An 18,621-nucleotide genomic window follows, 5' to 3' on the forward strand; every position below is an offset into this window, starting at 1 on the left:
TTTCTGCGATTATTGCTATCTTACTTTTTCGATATTTGAAGCCGAGTCTTCAATAAAATAAAGAGGTTATATTTCTTGTGATGTTCAACGTGAGCGAGATGTCTCTTAAAACTCTCTCAATCCCGACACTTTATAGCGGCTCAGTGTTTCTAATTTTACGTTCTTGCCTACTACCACTCCATTGTCATAGAGGGCTTGTTCCACGGCTTTAAAAGCTATTTCGGGGTGATTATTATCTTGGCTGAGGTGGCAAAGCCAGATATTTTGAAGATTTTCGCTGTATATACTTGCAATAAACTGGGCAGATAAACGGTTGCTAAGATGCCCCATTCCATTGCCTATACGTTGTTTCAGATAGTAAGGATATTTACCCGCCTGAAGCATATATTCGTCGTAGTTGGCCTCAATTACCAGGTGATTTGCCTTCGCGGCATATTCTTTTATTGTATCGGTAATCCGTCCGATATCTGTTACTAATACAAACGTCTGCTCGTCGAACTCAATGTGATAACCTACGTTTTCTATACTGTCGTGAGGAACGTCAAAGGCGGTTATCTGAAATTCCCTGATAGAAAATGCTTGTTCTTTTTCTATAATCTTTCTTGAGTGCACTAAGCTTGCTCGTACAGCTCTGTTTCTTAATATACCGTTATGTACGGTTTCCGTTGCATAAACAGGGATATTGTATTTGTCACCCAGGCATCCCACTGTTTTGATGTGATCAGCATGATCATGGGTTACCAATACGGCTATAATTTTATCGAATGAGACACCGTATTCGCGCAGGGCTTTTTGTATAGAACGTATCCCTATGCCGGCATCGATGAGTACACCATATTCATTCGTTCCCAGATAGTAGCAATTACCACTGCTACCACTACCCAGGCTGAAAAATTTATATTTATATTGAGGGAATAGGCTGTACTGCATAATGAATGCAAAGTTATATAGTCCTCCCTATAAAAAAGACTTATATTAGGTTAAAAAATAGACGCAAAGAAAAAAATATCTTTTATTTATTTTAATACCCGAAGGGCTAGCAGGCTCTTATTTCTTCAGGAAGCATGTTTTAAGTACGATGCTCGATCCGTCTATCTTACAATCCACTTCAGTGGGTTCTTCTGTAAGGCGGATACTTTTTACCTTCGTACCTCTTTTTATTACCATCGATGATCCTTTTACTTTCAGATCTTTGATTACTGTAACCGCATCTCCGTCTTGTAGCTCTGCGCCGTTGCTGTCTCGTGGTGTCATATCGTCTGATTCTGCTTTCGCTTCGCCTGTCCATTCATGAAAACAGTCGGGACAAATAAACATAGTACCATCAAAATATGTATTTTCCATGCTGCATGCAGGGCAATTTGGAGTATCTCCCATTTCGTGCTAATTTTTATAGTGTTAAAAAATGAATTATACTCTTTTTCGGTAAGAAATTTAGAATATAATATATTTACTAATTATTTGAAATAAGGTGCAAAGATAAGGCAAATAGCAAGTGCATCCAAATAAGGAGTAGAAACAGGGAATGATTGGCAAGGATAAGGGATTTATTGATATTGCTTAATGAATGTTTAGTGATAATAAAATATATTATCCGAACAATACAGTTAACAAAATAATAGGTTAAATTTGTTACTTAAAGAAAAATCAACGATCTGTTTTGTGTAGATCAGAATATAATTTAGATAATATATATTGAGCCGGTAAAACGGCAGAAAAATTAAAATATACAATGGAGAACCAATTAAAAGAGATCGTTTATTCTCGTGATACAATTGAATTTGTAACAGTCGCAGTACAATATTGTGGCTATTTTGAAAGCTTTGAAGATGTAAGCGAGGCGGAGTTGATAGATAAGCTTACAAAGCTTCTTCCACTGCTTTACTTAAAAGCTTCTCTTGTGCCCGAGACAGATATCATAAATGAAGAGGAGGAACCAGAGATAACAGTAACAGAGGGAGATTATAGCTATATTTCTTCAAAGCTATATGATGTATTTCAGAATAATGATGCGTATCTTGAGGTTTTTCTTCAGGATATGAAATATAGCGACACTCCTATTACTGCCAGTATAAGCGAAGATCTCTCGGATATCTATCAGGATTTGAAGAACTTCATTACAGTTTTTGAAAGAGGTGTTACAGACAATATGAATGATGCATTATATTTCTGTATAGAGAATTTTAAGTCATATTGGGGGCAGAAGCTGGTAAATGTTTTGAGAGCTTTGCACTCACTCAAATATACGATAGTAAATGATAACCTTGATGAAGATCTCGAATCTGCTGATACAAATGAATTATGGTAAACACTATATCCAAAGCTGAATTGTCTACTTATGCACAGGAAGTTTTTCCGGGTAGAATAATCGTAATACAAGAAGAAACCGAGGCGAAGAAAGCATGTGACTATCTTAGCAAATGTGAGGCTATCGGATTTGATACAGAAACCCGCCCTGCTTTTCGTAAGGGAGTGACGCATCAGATAGCACTTATGCAGTTGTCTACAATCGATACCTGTTTCTTATTCCGGCTCAATCTGATCGGATTTCCGGCTTGTCTGGCCGAACTTCTTGTCAATCCTGTCGTTAAGAAGATCGGGCTGTCGCTGAAAGATGACTTTTCGGCTATACACAAGCGGATGAGTCTGGCTCCGGCTAACTTCGTCGAATTACAGTCTTTTGTTAAAGATTACGGTATAGAAGACAATGGCTTACAGCGTATTTATGGCATACTTTTTGAAAAGAGGATATCAAAAGGGCAACGCCTGTCAAACTGGGAAGTAGATGTACTTTCTGACTCACAGAAAATGTATGCTGCACTTGATGCATGGGCTTGTCTGAGGATATATAACGAACTTAAAAACAAAGAAAAAATAAATTCGGTCAGGAGTTGATATTCTGATGCTTCTGACTCATAATTGAAAAATATATGGCATTTATAGATTATTACAGCATTTTAGGTGTATCTAAAACTGCCAGTGGCGATGATATAAAAAAGGCTTACCGAAAGTTAGCCCGTAAATATCACCCTGACATAAATCCTAATGATGAGGAAGCAAAGAAGAAGTTTCAGCAGATAAACGAGGCGAATGAAGTTCTGTCCGACCCCGAAAAACGTAAAAAGTATGACGAGTACGGAGAGAACTGGAAGCATGCCGAAGAATTTGAAAAAGCACGTCAGCAACAAGCTCAGAATGGAGGTTTTGCTGATTATAGCAGCTTTGGTGGCGACTTTGGCGGAAGAACATATAGCTTTACCGGTGAAGACGAAGGAGGGTTTTCTGACTTTTTTGAGTCTCTGTTCGGTGGTAGGGGCGCATCCAGAGGTTCTCGGACAAGCGCATTTAGAGGGCAAGATTATACTACGGAGCTTCATTTAAGTTTGCGTGATGCCTCTGAAACCCATAAACAGACTTTGACTCTTAATGGAAAAAATTTACGGATAACAATTCCGGCAGGGGTAGCAGACGGACAAGTAATAAAGCTGGCAGGACAAGGAGCTCCCGGTAGAAATGGAGGTCCTAACGGCGATCTGTATATTACGTTCGTGATACAAGAAGATCCGAAATTCAAAAGAGTGGGGAATGACTTGTATACGAATGCAGATCTAAGCTTGTACACAGCTGTGCTTGGAGGAGAGGAAACGGTAGACACTTTTACTGGAAAAGTAAAATTGAAAGTTGCCACCGGAACTCAGAATGGGACAAAAGTTCGTCTAAAAGGGAAAGGTTTTCCTGTATATAAAAAGGATGGACATTTTGGAGATCTGATTATTACCTATACGGTGAAAATCCCGACCAATCTGAATGCAGAACAGAGGGAACTGTTCGAAAAGTTAGCAAAGTCTTAATTTAAAGCGCCACAGTTATGAATTCAGAACTGATTATTATACACGAATATTGTATTCAAAACCAAGTAGAGCCCGATTTTATTGTGCAGCTTGAAAATGAAGGACTGATACAGATAAGTATTGTTGATAACGAGCGGTATATACATATTTCGCAGTTGAGTCACTTGGATCAGTATGTACGTTGGTATTACGACCTGTCAATTAATGTGGCGGGGATTGATGTTATTCAAAACCTTTTGGATAAGATAGATACGATGCAGGATGAAATTTTACGATTAAAAGAACAATTACGTTTGATAGATTAATATTTATGAAGAAACTTTTATTTCTTTTTTCAGCCATAGTGGTTGCTTTTCCTATGTTTTCACAAAATGAGGTTTTGAGAAACAAGATTCAAAAAATGATTCAGGGTAAAGATGCTACAGTTGGTGTTGCTCTTATTGTAGATGGAAAAGACACGTTGACTATCAATAATAATTTTCGTTATCCAACCCAAAGTGTATACAAGTTTCATTTAGCATTGGCTGTATTAGATTATTTAAATAAGAATAATCTCACTCTGGATCATCAGTTGTATGTAAAGAAGGGAGACTTACTCCCCAATACTCACAGCCCGTTAAGGGACGATTATCCGCAGGGAGAGATGTATCTCTCTGTTGCTGATATTATCAGATATACAGTATCTAAGAGCGATAATAATGGATGCGATATCCTGTTTCGCTTGGTAGGAGGTACAGCTGTAGTGGATAGATATATAAGAGGTCTTGGCCTTTCTGAGTTTGCCATTGCTGCCACAGAAGAAGAAATGCACGGACCTTGGGAAGTACAGTATACTAACTGGTCTACCCCCTATACTGCTGCACAAGCTTTAGAAATATTTAGAATACAGGATATTTTACCCCAGCCTTTCCACGATTTTTTATGGGATACGTTGGCTGGGACTATTACAGGTGGAAATAAAATAAAAGCATTACTTCCCGAAGGGACATTCGTCGCACACAAAACGGGGAGTTCGTTTCGTAATGCCGAAGGGTTGAAGGCAGCGGAAAACGATATTGCAATCATACAATTGCCTGATGGTAGATATTATTCTTTGGTTGTATTTGTTGCCGACTCGATGGAAAGCAATGATGTGAATTGCGGTATAATTGCTCAAATCTCAAAAGTGGTGTATGATTCTCTTGTAGAATAGTAATAGCCGGATTTTACCAAATCGATTTTGCTGAATATACCTCCAGATTTTTGACCTCGATATTGTTTCCCCAGAAGTGGAACCCTTCTGTATTATTGCTATCGGGTTTGCGTTCCATCGAATATGAGAATATTCCTCCGTCGATAAATACTTCTACAGATGTGCGATCGATATAAATATCAGCTGAAAGTTCCATGCTCGTCATGTCTTGTGGCGAATAGAACATTCCGTTCAGCATGTTCCCATTCATATCATAATTTATCAGCCGTTGACCAAACAGGTTGAGCCCTGCATCTGCGGCGTGTGACAGCTTAATTGTTGTTTTGATGCGTAGGCAATCTGAGTTGTAGAACTCTTTCATTTTGTTGTTGGTATCATCCGATTTCAGGTTACTCCATTTTTGAATAGGGGTAAATAATTGTTCTGTCTCTTTTATCGGATTGTTTATCAACCTTACGCCGTCTTTCGTGGTTTTTAGAGTTAGCTCGGTAGGGAGTAGCATCATTCCATTGAATGGCATATCGGGTTGATTTATGCGTCCCCATCCTATTTGTATGCGTCTGCCATCACTGTCGGGGATGTTTGTAAATGTTTGTGCAGCATAAATTGATCCCGAAGTATAATAATATTTGCCAGCCTCAGGAGTGAATCTCTTTCCGTCAAAAGAGCCTAGCATATATGTTCCCGAAGCTCCATACATCACCCATTTGGTATTGTTTTTGTTCCCGTCTATCGGTAGCTCAAATAGTTCTGGGCATTCCCAAAATCCTGTAACGTGGCTCTCATAATTCCAATCTTTCAGATTTTTAGACGTGTATATTGAGTGCCCGTCTCTTTCATTCAGTACCATTACCCAATGTTTTGACGGAGCATACCAAAAAACTTTCGGGTCACGTGTATCTTTGCTATTCCATTTGTCTTTTGAGTCTATAAGCGGGTTTTTGTCATACTTTGTCCATGTACGCCCTTTGTCGAGACTGTAAGCCATGCATTGTACTTGCTTTTCAGAGCTATCTGCTGTATAAAAGGCTATCATCGCAGGATTGTCTTTCTTGTTATATCCCGCTGTATTATCATAATCAATGATTGTTGAACCGGAGAACATTGTGCCCAAATGATCGGGATACAGCGCTTCGGGCAATTGTTGCCAATGTATCAGGTCTTTGCTTACGGCATGTCCCCAGTGCATGTTTTCCCATTCACGTTCGTAAGGATTATGTTGATAGAAAAGATGGTATTCACCATCGTAGTATATCAATCCATTGGGATCGTTTATCCATCCTCGTTGAGTAGTGAAGTGAAATTGCGGACGGTTTTTTTCTTTATATAGGTTTTCATGCCCTTCTATTCTGTCATCCTGATAGATTTTGCTTAATCCTGATGGATCACCTTCATAGCTGATGTTTATAGTCTTGCCCTTATAGTCTGTCATATCGCAAAATACCCAGTAATCGGGATTGGCAGATAGGCGTATTACAAATGATCTGTCCTCTTTTCCGTCTACACCAAAACTCATCCTTTTTCTTTCTGCTTTCTGCGAAACAGGCAGGTTCAAGTATTGCTTCGTTATCTTTATCGGAATATTTCCGGCAGATAAAGAAAAACAAAATAGAAGTGAAACATGTAGGAATAATAAATTTTTAATGGGCATTTTCATGGTATATCCGATCGTTTATGTTTTCTTCTTTTTTACCAAAATAGTTTCAGTGAGAAGTTCTTGCAGCCTTTCGGGTGATATATTCGTTTGTATTTTCCCTTCGCTTACAAAGGATATTTTACCCCTTTCTTCTGATATTACAATCGCTTTGGCGTCCGTTTCTTGGGATATGCCGAGGGCTGCCCGGTGTCTTAATCCGAGAGATTTGGGTATCTCTTGATTCTGCGAAATAGGAAGGATACATCCGGCTGCTTTAATTTTGTTTCCTGATATAATTAAAGCTCCGTCGTGTAAAGGCGTGTTTTTAAAGAATATATTTTCTATCAGACGGGTACTGATCTCGGCATCTAAGACTTCGCCTGTTTCTTCATATTGTCCTAATTTAATCTCTTGTTCGATAACAATAAGTGCCCCTGTATATGTTTTGGCCATATTCATACATGCTAAAACCAGAGAGGTAATAACAGGCTCAGAGAGGCCTCCACGTTCTTTTGAACTGAAGAACCGTGCAAAGAAACGGAAAGTGCGATTGGAGCCGAGCGTCATCAAAAAACGTCGGATTTCATCTTGGAAGATAATGATGAGTACGATGAGTCCAATATCGACAAATTTGTCGAGGATAGCACCCATAAGGCGCATTTCCAGAACTTTAGATACAAGTATCCATAAGATCATAAAAGCCAATACACCATTGAATATGGCTCCTGTGCCCGATTTGGAGACAATCCTATATAATTGGTACATTACTGTAGCTACCAATAGTATATCAATTATATCTTTTATTCCAAAGTTTTCGAGCATATATGCGATACTATATTACTAAAATTCAAAGATAAGTTATTTCTTCGATAGATAATTCAGAAAAGACATCAGTCTTCTTAAAAAATCTTTTATTCCAACATCAGATTCATAACAGGTTGATGGTCTTCAAAGAATCGTTGCTGTTTTTCGTCAAGCTCATGAACCTTGTAGCCAAACAAGAGCCTGCACAGCAATCGTACGTCTGTTTCTATAACAAAAGAGTCTTCCGATTCTAATATCAACTCTACATTTCCACAGTCTATTGAATATATTTGAGGAGTATCTTCCTGCGAACAATCCGTTACTTTTATTCTGAATTTCTTAGATAGATTGTCTTTTGCATATAGGTCTAAAAGAGTCCATGCGTCTATCACACGTGCCATGCCCGGTAGATCCCTTTTTTCGGGGTATCCGTCCAGTTTGTACTCCTTGGCTATAGCTTCAAAGTCATTTCTGTTTTTTTGCACACAAAAGTCTCTGAATCTGAATAATTGATCGAACGTTTGATAAGCCATATCGATATTGTCGGAATATGTATCTAGTATTTCTTTGATAGGAATAATATCTTCTCCCTTATCAAATACTTGTTCATATTCGTATTTCTTATAAAAGTCATACAGCCATTCTTCTGCAGGAATCAGTATTGCAAGAGGGATATTTCTTTCGGCAAGTATCCTATGCGCTTCATGAAGCAGCTGTGCCATGTAGCCTTTTTTTCTGTGTTCGGGCAATGTGCATAGTCCTGCCATGTATGCAAAAGGGATTTCCTGCCGGTAGAAGTTTATTGTATACGGCAACATTTGAAGGCTTGCAACCGCTTCTCCTTCTTCAAAATATATCAGTGTATTCTCATGCTTGTATTTGTATGTGAAAAGGATATCGAGAAACTCGTCCGTATCCTCGAAGCATATTTTCCACATACTACGTACTAATTCTGCTGTTTGCTCATTGGCGAATTGTATCATGAGAACGATAATATAATGTTACACAAATGGAATAAGAATTCCTTCTTCTAATAATATATCAGGGTAATATGACATTTTTGCTTTACGAAGATTTGCTATACCCATGTCTTCCTCTCTGTTGATATATTTGTATTCAGATGCTTCGTGCTCTATAAACTGTTGGTTGATAATTGTATATGCGCCGTTTACTCCACTGAAGGCTTTTTCTACATGCACAACGAAAGTATCAGCCGTAAGTTGCTCTCCTATTGTGAATGCCACAATCTTTCCATTAACACGGATCGCACCTCCACGAAGTTGCAGATATTCGAAGTTTTCGAGCATAATTTTGGTTGCGATATAATCGTATCGTTGAGAGAAATCCGCTTTTGAGGTGTTCACTTCTTCCCATTCGTCGAGCATATATGCACACTCTTCCAGCTCTTTTTTTGAGGTTAGAGGAAAATATTCCCAGTCGGGGTTGTCTGCCTTAAATCGGTTAATGTGATTGCGCTTGCTTTGTAGCTTTTTGCCCGGAAGGTTAATTAACTTCTCAGACAAATAGATATACTCATCATTGTTGCGATCGGGCAGGTATCTGAACTCTCCCGGAATTTCGTTGCGTATTTTTTCCCACATTTCAGACGAGATGCCTTTCATCTGGAATGGTATTTTGTTTACTCTCGCATCTTCTTCTATTAATTTGAATGCATCTATAAGTGGCATTTTTCCGATGGGCATCATATAGTATGTCTGTCCGTCGGAATCCTGGAACCGAAGAAATATTGTACGGTGTTCTATTGCGTACACCGTTTTGAATTTTGCATTCCATGCGTAAAGGTTTGTAAAACAAAAGTCGCAGGCACGGTATTCGTTTCCTGCAAAAGCGGCATCTATTACTTTTTTATCAGAAAATGTAATCTGCTTAAAGTTGATCATAAATTAGGAACGTATTAAAAATCCTATAAACAAAACTACTATAAATATTGTTTAGAAACACAAGTCCGGATTATTTATATTATATAACATTTGTTTATAAAATAAAATATCACGAAATTTGTGACTTATAAAGAATCATTCTATATAAGAAAACTATCGAAAGATGTCTAAAACGAAGAAAGTGCTGGCTGTAGCCGAAACTTCATATATTATTCGTAAAGGTCTGGTTTATGTTTTATCTCAGCTAAATAGCGTCGGTAAAGTTGTAGAATTGAGAGAAATGGAAGATATAAATTATCAGATAAATATACTCAAACCGGATGCTGTTCTTATCAACCCCATGTTGCTGGGGCATACATCAAGGCATGATATCCGGCAGCAGCTCAATTTGGATAAACATACAGCAATAATAGCTTTGGTTTATAATCTTATTGATGAGCAGTTTTATCGTTCCTATGACGCCGTTATACGTATAAATGATTCGGAATCGAAAATTGAAGAAACTTTACTTAAATGTCTTGAGAAGGAAACGGGAGGACAGTCAGACACCGAGGAGTTGAGTGATAGAGAGAAAGAAATTTTGATAAGTGTTGTAAAGGGCATGAGTAATAAAGAAATAGCCGATCATCATAGCATCTCTATTCATACGGCTATTACGCACCGCAGAAATATTACACGCAAATTGAAAGTTCATAGTATTTCTGGATTGACTATATATGCAATAATTAATAAATTAGTGGATATTTCGGAAATAAAATATCAAGACGAATAAACTTGTACACAATGCAGAATGTAACAATCATATTTAATAAGAAAATGAAAATGTCGGAGCTTATAGATGCCGACTACCACTTATTATTATTGCTCAATCGGTTAAATATTTCGCTTGGGTTCGGCGAAAAAAGTGTTGAGGCTGTTTGTAAAGAAAATGATTTTGATACAGATTGTTTCCTATTCCTTGCAAACTATCAATCAAATAAATGTATAACCAATATACAAGAGGTGTTCAGTAAATTGCCTCTTGCTCCGTTTCTTAGATACCTTAAAAATTCACACAGTTACTTTCTGGAAAGAAGGCTTCCGAATATTCGCCGTAAGCTTGAATTGGTTTTCCCCGAAACAGACAAAGCATTACAAACCGTTGTTCTTGATTTCTTCGACAATTATACCAAAGAAGTATTGGAGCATATGAGGTATGAGGATGATGTTGTTTTTCCTTATGTCTACTCTTTGATTGATAAAGATGCCAATAAACAATACTCTATCAATATATTTGAAGAACGGCATAATGATATTGAGGGAAAAATAAATGACCTGAAACAGATATTGTTAAAGTACGTTCCGGGCACGACAGATCAGATGCTGATGGTAAATGTTCTTACCGAATTGTATATGTCCGAAGAGGAGCTCGAAGCGCATACCTTTATAGAAGACAATCTGGTTATTCCACGTGTAAAAGAAATAGAGAAAGAGCGCAAAAAGAAGTAATTACTCTTTCTTAAACCAACTACCCAAATCTTTTAAGTTGAATACTTTCTTCAATTTGAAGAAGGCATACAGCATGGAGGCGCATAATGTGATCCCTCCCAAATATTTGTATTGCGGTATATACATCACAATAAGAAATGTAATGCAAATCAGCATTAGATTCATCAATATCATTGAAATGATTGTATTAGTCCATTTGAAATCTGAGAGCTTACGTCCGATAATGAATACAAGAGGCAGATACACAATATAGGCAGCCAAATATGCGATTCCTGTTGTATCTAATCCATACAGCGGGTAGAGTATATAGGCGGAGAGAAGATATATACTATAATATGCGGCTTCAGATATAAAAAACACAAATCCTCTATTCTTTACCAACATAATAAAGGCTATCGGCCAACTTAGTACTTTCAAAAATGAACCTGCTACTTGCCAGCATAAGAGTGTATTCGCCCCCGAAAACTTTCCGGAATAGAGAACTGAGAGAGCGAGGTCGGAGAATAGCATCATGCCTATAACAATAGGAGAGGCAATAATCAGTACGATATAGCTCTGTTCATTTATGAGTGCTTTCATTTTATCCTTTTCGCTCGCTATTGCCGAAAGACGAGGATAAAAGTCTGATCCCATTGATCTGAGTATGAGTGCAAGATATACATTTGTTATTGTCCATGCCGATTGAAATAGTCCGGCCGCTTCAATATCATCGGTTCGTGTGATGTATGCTCTGATGAGAAACATACTCACAGTACTTACAAGTCCTGCCGATACAATATAAATTCCAAGTTTTAGAGAGTTTAATCCTTCGTGGAAAGCTTCTTTATTTGAGATGTTAGCTTTCTCTATACTTTGTTTCTTGTAATAAAATTCAACACAGAGAAAAGATATTCCTCCCGATACGATAAAAGCAGGGATAATACCTTCCAGCCCGAAGATAAAATATATAGGAATGGTGATAATTAAGCCTATTAAGCTACCCCATACAGCGGATTTTGCCATCTCGGGAATTTTGCGCATCCCCTGTAATATGGTCGATTTGCCTGTTGTAAGTATTGCAAGAAATACGCAAATAGCCAAGCCAGCAATTGGTAGAGTATATTTGTTGCTGTCGAATGCCCAAAGACTAATCGGATAGCATAAGATGAGGCAAATGACAGAGCCTATGATTGCCGACCATTTGAACCAAATATTAAGGCGTGATATTACTCTATTGAGGGCTGTCAGGTCTTTTTGGGCTTCGGTTTCGGCTATGTCTTTTACTCCCGCAGTATCTAGTCCGAGGCTTAACCCTGATCGCATCATATCTATGATAGACTGGTAGATACCGATAATACCTATCCCCGTGGGTCCTAGCAATATGGCAATAATCTTGGTTCGGATGATACCAATGAGAATAATCAATGCCTGAGATCCGCCAAAAATGGTGGTAGACTTTATTATCTGTTGATATGAAGATTTCTTGCTCAATGTTATACTTTAAGGTTTGGTCTTTATTTCAAAGCTGTTTTTAATTGTCTCAAAGCTTTTGTTCAGACTATCTTCCGTGTCGCTTTGTATTATGATTAGATAGCTCATATTTCCTGCTTTAAGAGCGAATGTGTTTCCATAAGATTTTTTAGAATCTCTAACGATCGTAAATTCAGAAGATAATGCATCATATTTGCCAAATTTGGATGGAATAATTTTCTCTGCTGAGTATTCAAACTTTGTTCTGTCTACATTTCTTTGATGCGTTTTTATTACTTCCTTTAAGTCTGTACTTTTTTCTGTAAATGTTATGAATATAATGTTATTTCCTTCTTTTCCTTTTATGGAATATGATTCTCCGGGTAATTCGTTTGTTTCTACAGTCCAGCTATGTGGATATTCGAAAAGTACCCCTTCATAAAAAAGTTTTTTTTCAGCATTGCCGCTAATGCATGAAAGAAAACAAGTAATTAACCCTATGTTTAGCGCAAGAAAGAGAGCGGATCTGTTCATGTTACTTTTGATGAATGATTATGCAAATCTATTATTTTTTTACTGTTTTGCGCTAAATATCAATGTCAAACGAAGATAAAATGCATCGATACTGTATTGTGGTTCTTAAATAATGTTCGGATTTCTGAATATTAAATATTAGTTGCATAGACAACATGTATTTGATAATCAATAAGATAATGTTCATTTTTAACATGGTTTCTTTTGAAACTAATAGATTCCTTATATCTTTGTGCCCAATTTTAATTAATTATATCAAATGAATATGAAGAAGACATTGGCTATTGCTGTTTTAGCCCTGTGTAGTACCTCGCATGTCTTTGCAGGAGGTATTCTTACCAATACGAATCAGAGTGCGCATTTTATCAGAATGGTTGCTCGTGACGCATCTGTGCAAATAGACGCCGCTTATACAAATCCTGCGGGGCTTGTAAAACTTAACGATGGTTTCCATTTTTCTTTTTCCAATCAGAGTGCTTTTCAGACAAGAACGATAACTTCCACTTTTGCTCCATTTGCAGGGTTTGGTGGCGATGCTACAAAAAGTTTTAAGGGAACAGCTTCAGCTCCGATCATTCCTAGTATTCAGGCTGCATACAAAAAAGGTAAATGGGTGCTTTCCGGAAATATTGCAGTGACAGGCGGTGGCGGTAAAGCTACATTTAATGATGGGTTGCCTTCTTTTGAATCAACTATATCAATGTTGCCCGGTTTGCTTGCTGCGAGCGGAATTACCACAAATAACTATTCGGTAGATGCATATATGCGTGGTTCATCATTTATATATGGTGCTCAGATCGGAGGAAGTTATGCTATTAATAATATGTTTTCGGTATATGGCGGTTTTCGTCTTAATATAGTAAATAACAGGTACGAGGGACATTTGAGGAATATATCTTTTAACCCTCAACACCCCATGTTAAATCCTACAGGAGGCATGATGTCTGCTCAGACCTTTTTTAATGACGCTGCTTCGTTGGCGAAGGGAACTGCTGCAAATCTGAATCCTTTTATCGAAAGTGGAGCCGGTGCATATACTGTGGGACAACTGATTACTGCAGGAAAGCTGTCACAAGCGATGGCCGACCAACTAAGGGCAGGATTGAATATTGGCAATGCCGAGCAGTTTAATCAAATGCAGATACAGCAGGTTCAGGCCGGATATGTAGTTGCAGGCCAGGCGTATGAAAGTAATGCAAAAGCTGTAGCTGACAAAAATCTTGATTCATCACAATCCGGATGGGGTATATCTCCTATTCTTGGATTCAATTTCAGTTATAATAATCTGAATGTCGGTATGAAATACGAGTTTCGTACAGCTCTCAACGTAGAGAATAAAACCAAAGTTGATGATACAGGCTTGTTTAAAGATGGAGTAAATACTCCTCACGATATTCCTGCTCTATTCACAGTAGGGGCTTCTTATCAGATTACACCGAAGCTATTGGCAAGTGTTGGTTATCACCACTTTTTCGACTCAGATGCTAAAATGGCAGACGATAAACAAAAGCATATAAACGGAGGTACAAATGAATATTTATTTGGAGCCGAGTATAAAATAGACGACATGTTCTTGGTAAGTGCCGGAGGGCAAATCACCCGCTATGGCGTAAAAGATGAGTATCAGAGAGATTTAAGTTTCTCTATCAATTCATATTCTATAGGTTTAGGTGGTGCTGTAAATGTTGCCAAAAACGTTCTTATAAATGTAGGTTACTTCTGGACAACATATTCAGACTGGACAAAAGATAATCCAAAATATGTTGCAATACCGAATACCAACCCTCAGGCTTATCTTGCTGGGAAAGACGTATTCTCACGTACCAACAAGGTATTTGCTGCGGGAGTGGACTTTTCATTCTAACAGAAGCGTTTTATAAAAACTACGGAATTTTAGTGGCAAGATGGAATGTTCAAGTTCCATCTTGCTTTTTTTGTTCAATTTTCTTTTCAAATATTTGTGTAATTAGCTGATTATGTCTACATTTGCAACCCGAATAATGCATGAAAAGGGCTTGTTCTGATGGCAATGTGTTGATTGTCATTCGAATAGTGTTCGTTTCTTGTGTTATTTGCTAATTAAATGTATAATTAAAAACTGAATTTAAAAAGTTCTAAAGATTAAAACAACATGCCTACAATTCAACAATTAGTAAGAAAAGGACGGGCGGTTTTGGTTGAAAAGAGTAAGTCTCGTGCATTGGATGCATGTCCTCAACGTAGAGGTGTTTGTATCCGTGTATATACAACAACTCCTAAGAAACCTAACTCAGCGATGCGTAAGGTAGCACGTGTGCGTTTAACAAATTCAAAAGAGGTGAATGCTTATATACCTGGAGAAGGTCACAATTTGCAGGAGCACTCAATTGTACTTGTTAGAGGTGGTCGTGTGAAAGACCTTCCGGGTGTTCGTTACCACATTGTACGTGGAACATTGGATACTGCAGGAGTAAATGGTCGTACACAACGCCGCTCTAAATACGGAGCAAAACGTCCTAAACCGGGAGCACCAGCGGCAGCTGCAGCTAAGGGTAAGAAAAAATAATTACCTGAGGCAATCCCTTTAACCGAGATTTTTAATTAAGTATTAAAACGGTTTAAGTTTATTGGATAGGCTATATATAGGTTGAGTAAATAGTTCGGCGGAACTTTTGAAGGCATCTAAAATTGGCAACCAAAAACAAAAACAAAATTTTTCAGTAAAAAAATGAGAAAAGCAAAACCAAAGAAAAGACAGATCCTACCGGATCCTGTTTTCGGTGATGTAAAGGTTACAAAGTTTGTTAACCACTTAATGTATGATGGTAAAAAATCTACTGCATTCGATATCTTCTATACTGCATTGGAGATCGTGAAGAAGAAATTACCAAACGATGAAAAAACTGCTCTCGAGATATGGAAAGCAGCTCTAGATAATGTAACTCCTCAAGTAGAAGTGAAGTCACGCCGTGTAGGTGGTGCAACATTTCAGGTTCCTACCGAAATTCGCCCAGACCGCAAAGAATCTATCTGTATGAAAAATCTTATCCTTTATGCTCGCAAGAGAGGTGGTAAGACTATGGCAGACAAATTAGGCGCAGAAATCTCAGATGCATACAACAATCAAGGAGGCGCATTCAAAAGAAAAGAAGATATGCATAGAATGGCTGAAGCTAACCGTGCATTCGCTCATTTCAGATTCTAACAAAAAGGAAGAGTTAAAAAACAATGGCAAAGGTTAATGACAGTTTAAAGAATACAAGAAATATAGGCATCATGGCGCACATCGATGCCGGTAAAACCACTACTTCTGAACGTATCCTGTTCTATACCGGTCTTACACATAAGATTGGAGAGGTACATGATGGCGCTGCCACTATGGACTGGATGGAGCAAGAGCAAGAAAGGGGTATTACTATTACATCTGCCGCTACCACAGCAAGCTGGAAGTATGACAATGAAATGTTTAAGATCAACTTGATCGATACTCCCGGACACGTTGACTTTACAGTAGAGGTAGAGCGTTCACTCCGTATTCTTGATGGGGCAATTGCTGCTTACGATGCAGTAAGTGGTGTTGAACCTCAGTCGGAAACAGTATGGCGTCAGGCTGACAAATACGATGTTCCTCGTATGTGTTATGTAAATAAAATGGACCGTTCGGGAGCAGATTTCTTTGAAGTGGTACGCCAAATAAAAGAAATGTTGAATGGTAACCCATGTCCGGTTCAGATTCCAATTGGAGCAGAAGAACACTTCAGAGGAATCATCGACCTTATCAAAATGAAGGCGATGTACTGGCATGATGAAACAATGGGTGCAGACTATGAGTTGGACGAAATTCCTTCCGAATATCTAGCTGAAGCTCAAGAGTGGAGAGAAAAAATGCTTGAAAAAGCTGCAGAATGTGATGAAACGTTGATGGAGAAATTCTTTGATGATCCGTCTTCAATCACAGAAGAAGAAATTATCGCAGCATTACGCATCGGTACTCTTTCTATGCAGATCAATCCAATGTTGTGTGGTTCTTCTTTCAAGAACAAAGGAGTTCAACCGTTATTGGATGCTGTATGTAAATTCTTGCCTAGCCCAATAGATACTGTAGCTATCGAAGGAACAGATCCAAGAACAGGTGCTACTATCGTTCGCCACCCAAGCCCAAGTGAGCCGATGGCTGCTTTGGCATTCAAAATCGCAACAGACCCATTCGTAGGACGTTTGTGTTTCTTCCGTGTTTACTCGGGAGAATTAGCAGCCGGATCGTATGTTTATAACAGCCGCTCTGAAAAGAAAGAACGTATCTCACGTTTGTTCCAGATGCACTCTAACAAGCAAAATCCGAAAGACGTAATTGGTTGTGGAGATATAGGTGCAGGGGTAGGATTTAAAGATATTCGTACAGGTGATACACTATGTGACGAAAACAATCCGATCGTACTTGAATCTATGGACTTCCCAGAACCGGTTATTGGTATCGCTGTTGAGCCGATCACACAGAAAGATGTGGATAAATTGGCTACAGGATTAGGTAAGCTTGCTGAAGAAGATCCAACATTCCGTGTTCATACCGATCAGGATTCAGGTCAGACTATTATCGAAGGTATGGGTGAGCTTCACCTTGAAATTATCATCGACCGTCTGAAACGTGAGTTTAAGGTTGAATGTAATCAAGGTCGTCCTCAAGTATCATATAAAGAAGCAATTACTCAAACTGTTGATCTTCGTGAGGTTTACAAAAAACAAACCGGGGGTCGTGGTAAGTTTGCCGATATTATTGTTAAAGTTGGTCCAACAGATCCTGGATTTGAAGGAGAACTTCAATTTATCGATGAGGTGAAAGGTGGTAACGTTCCTAAGGAATTTATCCCTTCAGTTCAGAAAGGATTTGCTGCTGCAATGAAAAATGGTGTCCTTGCAGGATATGCGCTAGATAAACTAAAAGTTGTTCTTATTGATGGTTCTTACCATACAGTGGACTCTGACCAGTTGTCATTCGAACTTTGTGCTAAGCTTGCTTTCAGAAATGCATGTGAGAAAGCCGGACCTACATTGCAAGAACCTATCATGAAACTGGAAGTAGTAACTCCGGAAGAAAGCATGGGTGATGTGATTTCTGACCTTAACAAACGTCGTGGTCAGGTAGAAGGTATGGAGTCTAGTCGTTCAGGTGCACGTATCGTGAAAGCTAAAGTGCCTTTGGCAGAAATGTTTGGATATGTGACTTCTTTGAGAACAATCACTTCGGGTAGAGCAACGTCAGCAATGACATTCTCTCATTATGAAGAAGTTTCGCCATCTATCGCACGTCAGGTATTAACTGAGGTTAAAGGTCGCGTTGATTTGATCAAATAACAAAAGAGACTGCAATTAGTAAATGACTCTTAATTGCAGTCTTTAATATTTTTATATAGAATTTATTTTAATAATTAACTAAAAACAAACGATGAGTCAGAAAATTAGAATTAAACTGAAATCGTACGATTACACATTGGTAGACAAGTCTGCTGAGAAAATCGTGAAAACAGTGAAAGCAACTGGTGCAGTAGTAAGCGGTCCAATTCCGTTACCAACTCACAAACGTATTTTTACTGTAAACCGTTCAACTTTCGTAAACAAGAAATCTCGTGAGCAGTTCGAACTATCTTCTTATAAAAGATTGATCGATATCTACAGCTCAACAGCAAAAACTGTAGATGCACTCATGAAGCTGGAATTGCCAAGTGGTGTAGAAGTAGAAATCAAAGTTTGATGAAAATTTATATTAGTTTAAATAAATAATTTAGAGAA

At 38.2% G+C, this 18,621-nt stretch carries 20 protein-coding genes; 12 read left to right on the forward strand and 8 right to left on the reverse strand.

Translation table 11 applies throughout. The features are described 5' to 3' along the window. Nucleotides 1–105 precede the first annotated feature (105 nt). Both PKC55_RS12320 and PKC55_RS12325 read right to left on the reverse strand, forming a co-directional pair. Nucleotides 106–930, reverse strand: a complete 825-nt coding sequence (locus PKC55_RS12320) for an MBL fold metallo-hydrolase (RefSeq protein WP_283685430.1) — start codon at nucleotides 928–930, stop codon at nucleotides 106–108. A gap of 117 nt (nucleotides 931–1,047) precedes the next feature. Continuing rightward, the gene (locus PKC55_RS12325; RefSeq protein ID WP_135105494.1) at nucleotides 1,048–1,377 is read right to left on the reverse strand and encodes a zinc ribbon domain-containing protein YjdM; all 330 of its coding nucleotides are present in this window, start codon (nucleotides 1,375–1,377) and stop codon (nucleotides 1,048–1,050) included. A 355-nt stretch (nucleotides 1,378–1,732) separates the two neighbouring features. Here PKC55_RS12325 and PKC55_RS12330 point away from each other — a divergent pair, with 355 nt between their 5' ends. The 5 genes from PKC55_RS12330 to bla are packed head-to-tail and all read left to right on the forward strand — an operon-like array spanning nucleotide 1,733 to nucleotide 5,043. Further along, nucleotides 1,733–2,308 carry a DUF5063 domain-containing protein gene (locus PKC55_RS12330; protein ID WP_291130804.1) on the forward strand — a complete coding sequence of 192 codons (576 nt, stop codon included), beginning with the start codon at nucleotides 1,733–1,735 and terminating at the stop codon, nucleotides 2,306–2,308. After that, a complete protein-coding gene (locus tag PKC55_RS12335; protein ID WP_135105496.1) occupies nucleotides 2,302–2,895 on the forward strand; it encodes a 3'-5' exonuclease in 594 nt (197 codons plus the stop codon). Before PKC55_RS12330 ends, PKC55_RS12335 begins: the two co-directional genes overlap by 7 nt. 35 nt (nucleotides 2,896–2,930) lie before the next feature. Continuing rightward, nucleotides 2,931–3,851: a DnaJ C-terminal domain-containing protein gene (locus PKC55_RS12340; protein ID WP_291130800.1), complete on the forward strand. Its 921-nt coding sequence runs from the start codon at nucleotides 2,931–2,933 to the stop codon at nucleotides 3,849–3,851. 17 nt (nucleotides 3,852–3,868) lie between these two features. Continuing rightward, on the forward strand, nucleotides 3,869–4,156 hold the full coding sequence (locus PKC55_RS12345) for a chaperone modulator CbpM (RefSeq protein ID WP_291027903.1): 288 nt from the start codon (nucleotides 3,869–3,871) through the stop codon (nucleotides 4,154–4,156). 5 nt (nucleotides 4,157–4,161) lie between these two features. Beyond that, entirely contained in the window at nucleotides 4,162–5,043 is an 882-nt protein-coding gene (bla, locus tag PKC55_RS12350; protein ID WP_291130797.1) for a class A beta-lactamase, subclass A2, read from the forward strand. A 13-nt stretch (nucleotides 5,044–5,056) separates the two neighbouring features. On the opposite strand, the gene PKC55_RS12355 is transcribed toward bla, so the two are convergent. From PKC55_RS12355 to PKC55_RS12370, 4 genes are all read right to left on the reverse strand, one after another. Continuing rightward, complete coding sequence (locus tag PKC55_RS12355) at nucleotides 5,057–6,694, reverse strand: glycoside hydrolase family 32 protein (protein WP_291130836.1); 1,638 nt, start codon at nucleotides 6,692–6,694, stop codon at nucleotides 5,057–5,059. 21 nt (nucleotides 6,695–6,715) lie between these two features. Continuing rightward, nucleotides 6,716–7,501, reverse strand: a complete 786-nt coding sequence (cdaA, locus tag PKC55_RS12360) for a diadenylate cyclase CdaA (RefSeq protein ID WP_006841774.1) — start codon at nucleotides 7,499–7,501, stop codon at nucleotides 6,716–6,718. 89 nt (nucleotides 7,502–7,590) lie between these two features. Further along, nucleotides 7,591–8,466: a GNAT family N-acetyltransferase gene (locus PKC55_RS12365; RefSeq protein WP_291130794.1), complete on the reverse strand. Its 876-nt coding sequence runs from the start codon at nucleotides 8,464–8,466 to the stop codon at nucleotides 7,591–7,593. Nucleotides 8,467–8,484: 18 nt separating this feature from the next. After that, a complete protein-coding gene (locus PKC55_RS12370; RefSeq protein ID WP_291130791.1) occupies nucleotides 8,485–9,384 on the reverse strand; it encodes a DUF2156 domain-containing protein in 900 nt (299 codons plus the stop codon). A gap of 163 nt (nucleotides 9,385–9,547) precedes the next feature. Here PKC55_RS12370 and PKC55_RS12375 point away from each other — a divergent pair, with 163 nt between their 5' ends. Together PKC55_RS12375 and PKC55_RS12380 are read left to right on the forward strand one after the other, a co-directional pair. Further along, nucleotides 9,548–10,156, forward strand: coding sequence for a response regulator transcription factor (locus PKC55_RS12375; protein WP_283685425.1), 609 nt, complete (start codon nucleotides 9,548–9,550; stop codon nucleotides 10,154–10,156). Nucleotides 10,157–10,167: 11 nt separating this feature from the next. Continuing rightward, nucleotides 10,168–10,872, forward strand: coding sequence for a hemerythrin domain-containing protein (locus tag PKC55_RS12380; RefSeq protein ID WP_006841778.1), 705 nt, complete (start codon nucleotides 10,168–10,170; stop codon nucleotides 10,870–10,872). On the opposite strand, the gene PKC55_RS12385 is transcribed toward PKC55_RS12380, so the two are convergent. Continuing rightward, nucleotides 10,873–12,342, reverse strand: a complete 1,470-nt coding sequence (locus tag PKC55_RS12385; RefSeq protein ID WP_291130788.1) for an oligosaccharide flippase family protein — start codon at nucleotides 12,340–12,342, stop codon at nucleotides 10,873–10,875. 9 nt (nucleotides 12,343–12,351) lie between these two features. Continuing rightward, complete coding sequence (locus PKC55_RS12390) at nucleotides 12,352–12,855, reverse strand: hypothetical protein (RefSeq protein WP_291130785.1); 504 nt, start codon at nucleotides 12,853–12,855, stop codon at nucleotides 12,352–12,354. Between the two features lie 265 nt (nucleotides 12,856–13,120). Here PKC55_RS12390 and PKC55_RS12395 point away from each other — a divergent pair, with 265 nt between their 5' ends. The 5 genes from PKC55_RS12395 to rpsJ all read left to right on the forward strand — a co-directional run bounded on the left by PKC55_RS12395 (nucleotide 13,121) and on the right by rpsJ (nucleotide 18,583). Continuing rightward, nucleotides 13,121–14,719: an aromatic hydrocarbon degradation protein gene (locus PKC55_RS12395; protein WP_414647324.1), complete on the forward strand. Its 1,599-nt coding sequence runs from the start codon at nucleotides 13,121–13,123 to the stop codon at nucleotides 14,717–14,719. A gap of 267 nt (nucleotides 14,720–14,986) precedes the next feature. Next, the gene (gene rpsL / locus PKC55_RS12400) at nucleotides 14,987–15,400 is read left to right on the forward strand and encodes a 30S ribosomal protein S12 (protein ID WP_006841782.1); all 414 of its coding nucleotides are present in this window, start codon (nucleotides 14,987–14,989) and stop codon (nucleotides 15,398–15,400) included. A gap of 162 nt (nucleotides 15,401–15,562) precedes the next feature. Beyond that, complete coding sequence (gene rpsG, locus PKC55_RS12405; RefSeq protein ID WP_006841783.1) at nucleotides 15,563–16,039, forward strand: 30S ribosomal protein S7; 477 nt, start codon at nucleotides 15,563–15,565, stop codon at nucleotides 16,037–16,039. A 23-nt stretch (nucleotides 16,040–16,062) separates the two neighbouring features. Continuing rightward, nucleotides 16,063–18,186 (forward strand): elongation factor G, encoded by a 2,124-nt coding sequence (fusA, locus tag PKC55_RS12410; RefSeq protein WP_135105507.1) that lies wholly within the window; start codon nucleotides 16,063–16,065, stop codon nucleotides 18,184–18,186. Nucleotides 18,187–18,277: 91 nt separating this feature from the next. Beyond that, a complete protein-coding gene (rpsJ, locus tag PKC55_RS12415; RefSeq protein WP_006841785.1) occupies nucleotides 18,278–18,583 on the forward strand; it encodes a 30S ribosomal protein S10 in 306 nt (101 codons plus the stop codon). Nucleotides 18,584–18,621: the final 38 nt, after the last annotated feature.

Source organism: Dysgonomonas sp. (assembly GCF_035323175.1).
Taxonomy (GTDB): domain Bacteria; phylum Bacteroidota; class Bacteroidia; order Bacteroidales; family Dysgonomonadaceae; genus Dysgonomonas.

Excerpts from the sequence above, each read along its gene's own strand:
- cdaA (WP_006841774.1), bottom strand. The coding sequence starts at position 7,501 with ATGCTCGAAAACTTTGGAATAAAAGATATAATTGATATACTATTGGTA.
- rpsJ (WP_006841785.1), top strand. The coding sequence starts at position 18,278 with ATGAGTCAGAAAATTAGAATTAAACTGAAATCGTACGATTACACATTG.
- PKC55_RS12355 (WP_291130836.1), bottom strand. The coding sequence starts at position 6,694 with ATGCCCATTAAAAATTTATTATTCCTACATGTTTCACTTCTATTTTGT.
- rpsL (WP_006841782.1), top strand. The coding sequence starts at position 14,987 with ATGCCTACAATTCAACAATTAGTAAGAAAAGGACGGGCGGTTTTGGTT.
- PKC55_RS12395 (WP_414647324.1), top strand. The coding sequence starts at position 13,121 with ATGAAGAAGACATTGGCTATTGCTGTTTTAGCCCTGTGTAGTACCTCG.
- bla (WP_291130797.1), top strand. The coding sequence starts at position 4,162 with ATGAAGAAACTTTTATTTCTTTTTTCAGCCATAGTGGTTGCTTTTCCT.
- PKC55_RS12325 (WP_135105494.1), bottom strand. The coding sequence starts at position 1,377 with ATGGGAGATACTCCAAATTGCCCTGCATGCAGCATGGAAAATACATAT.
- PKC55_RS12365 (WP_291130794.1), bottom strand. The coding sequence starts at position 8,466 with ATGATACAATTCGCCAATGAGCAAACAGCAGAATTAGTACGTAGTATG.
- PKC55_RS12375 (WP_283685425.1), top strand. The coding sequence starts at position 9,548 with ATGTCTAAAACGAAGAAAGTGCTGGCTGTAGCCGAAACTTCATATATT.
- fusA (WP_135105507.1), top strand. The coding sequence starts at position 16,063 with ATGGCAAAGGTTAATGACAGTTTAAAGAATACAAGAAATATAGGCATC.
- PKC55_RS12320 (WP_283685430.1), bottom strand. The coding sequence starts at position 930 with ATGCAGTACAGCCTATTCCCTCAATATAAATATAAATTTTTCAGCCTG.
- PKC55_RS12370 (WP_291130791.1), bottom strand. The coding sequence starts at position 9,384 with ATGATCAACTTTAAGCAGATTACATTTTCTGATAAAAAAGTAATAGAT.
- PKC55_RS12380 (WP_006841778.1), top strand. The coding sequence starts at position 10,168 with ATGCAGAATGTAACAATCATATTTAATAAGAAAATGAAAATGTCGGAG.
- PKC55_RS12340 (WP_291130800.1), top strand. The coding sequence starts at position 2,931 with ATGGCATTTATAGATTATTACAGCATTTTAGGTGTATCTAAAACTGCC.
- PKC55_RS12345 (WP_291027903.1), top strand. The coding sequence starts at position 3,869 with ATGAATTCAGAACTGATTATTATACACGAATATTGTATTCAAAACCAA.
- rpsG (WP_006841783.1), top strand. The coding sequence starts at position 15,563 with ATGAGAAAAGCAAAACCAAAGAAAAGACAGATCCTACCGGATCCTGTT.
- PKC55_RS12390 (WP_291130785.1), bottom strand. The coding sequence starts at position 12,855 with ATGAACAGATCCGCTCTCTTTCTTGCGCTAAACATAGGGTTAATTACT.
- PKC55_RS12330 (WP_291130804.1), top strand. The coding sequence starts at position 1,733 with ATGGAGAACCAATTAAAAGAGATCGTTTATTCTCGTGATACAATTGAA.
- PKC55_RS12335 (WP_135105496.1), top strand. The coding sequence starts at position 2,302 with ATGGTAAACACTATATCCAAAGCTGAATTGTCTACTTATGCACAGGAA.